The organism is Mesorhizobium sp. M7A.F.Ca.CA.002.04.1.1, assembly GCF_004022805.1.
Lineage (GTDB): Bacteria > Pseudomonadota > Alphaproteobacteria > Rhizobiales > Rhizobiaceae > Mesorhizobium > Mesorhizobium ciceri.
The window spans coordinates 1-1,166 of record NZ_RZPL01001091.1 but is presented as its reverse complement, the minus strand read 5'-3'; the positions used below and the strand labels follow the sequence as shown (position 1 = coordinate 1,166).

Below are 1,166 nucleotides of genomic sequence, written 5' to 3'. Positions count from 1 at the left end.
GTCCTTGCCCGAGCCGAAACCGGAAATCACGCGGCCGAGAACGGTGTCGTCATCTATGCCGGCGACGGCCTCAAGGAATTCGGCAACACGGTGCTGGTGCGCCACGAGAACGGCCTGGTCACCGTCTACGGCCATGCCAGTTCGATCGAGGTGCAGCGCGGCCAGAAGGTCAAGCGCGGCCAGGAGATCGCGCTGTCGGGCATGAGCGGCACGACGGACTCGCCGAAGCTGCACTTCGAAGTGCGCAAGAATTCGGCGCCAGTCGATCCCTCCGGTTATCTCGAATAGTCGGGGCTGTTTCGAATAGAAGAAAAAAAGCAATTTGCGGGCCGTCTGACCTCCAGTCCGGCCCGCCGGCTCAGCCCGTTCCGAAAGGAGCGGGCTTTTTCAGTTCCGGTGCGACGCGCCAGTCTTCAAGCTTCAAAGATGGTCGCGCAGAGTGTCGGCGATCATGACGCCAAGGCTGCTGGCCTTGACGCCGAGAAGCGTCTCCGCGTCGGAGGAATCGACCAGCAAGGGTTTGTCGAAGAGATAGCTCATCTCGATGAGCTCATGCATGCCCAATGCTTCCATTTCGGAGATGGAATAGGAGCGTGTTCCTGGAATTTCACGGTGAAGCATTGCCGCGGTCGCCCGGATGAGTTCCCGGGGTGGGGCGTGTTGCGATGGAACATGGAACGCCCGTCCCCATTCGCCCGTGTAGCGCGAGGCAGCGACCAGTGTCCTGGCCACGTCCTTCGTGAAGGACCAGGCGTGAGTTGCGTCGAGGTTTCCGATGAAAGCCGTCGGTTTCCCTTCGATTATGGAGGGCAGCGCGACCAGTGAGAAAGAGCTGATCGCGCCATGTCCAAGATAATCGCTGGACCGCACTTCGACGGCCGGCACGTCCGCACGGACCGCCCGCTGCCACATGATCGTCCGGGCGGTTCCTTTCTTCGAAGTCGGATCCAGAGACAGGTCGGAGTGAAGCGGGCTTTCGGCATCTTTGCCATAGCCATAGAGATTTCCGAGCACCACAAGCTTCGCGCCGACCGCTTCGGCAGCCCGCACGGTGCCGTCGATGATTGGGAAGAAGTCGGTCGGCCAGCGGTGATAGGCGGCCATGGCGCACATGAAGATCGCGTCGGCGTTTCGGCTGATACGCGCCAGTTCCGCGGCATTGGTGG

At 61.3% G+C, this 1,166-nt stretch carries 2 protein-coding genes; one reads left to right on the top strand and one right to left on the bottom strand.

Annotated features, from left to right (window positions below):
- The coding region (locus tag ENZ75_RS32395; RefSeq protein WP_164888198.1) for a M23 family metallopeptidase at window positions 1-288 on the top strand (288 nt) is incomplete at its 5' end.
- 132 nt (window positions 289-420) lie between these two features.
- On the opposite strand, the gene ENZ75_RS32390 is transcribed toward ENZ75_RS32395, so the two are convergent.
- Window positions 421-1,166 (bottom strand): oxidoreductase (locus ENZ75_RS32390; protein WP_128278642.1); only part of this gene is annotated, 746 nt, incomplete at its 5' end.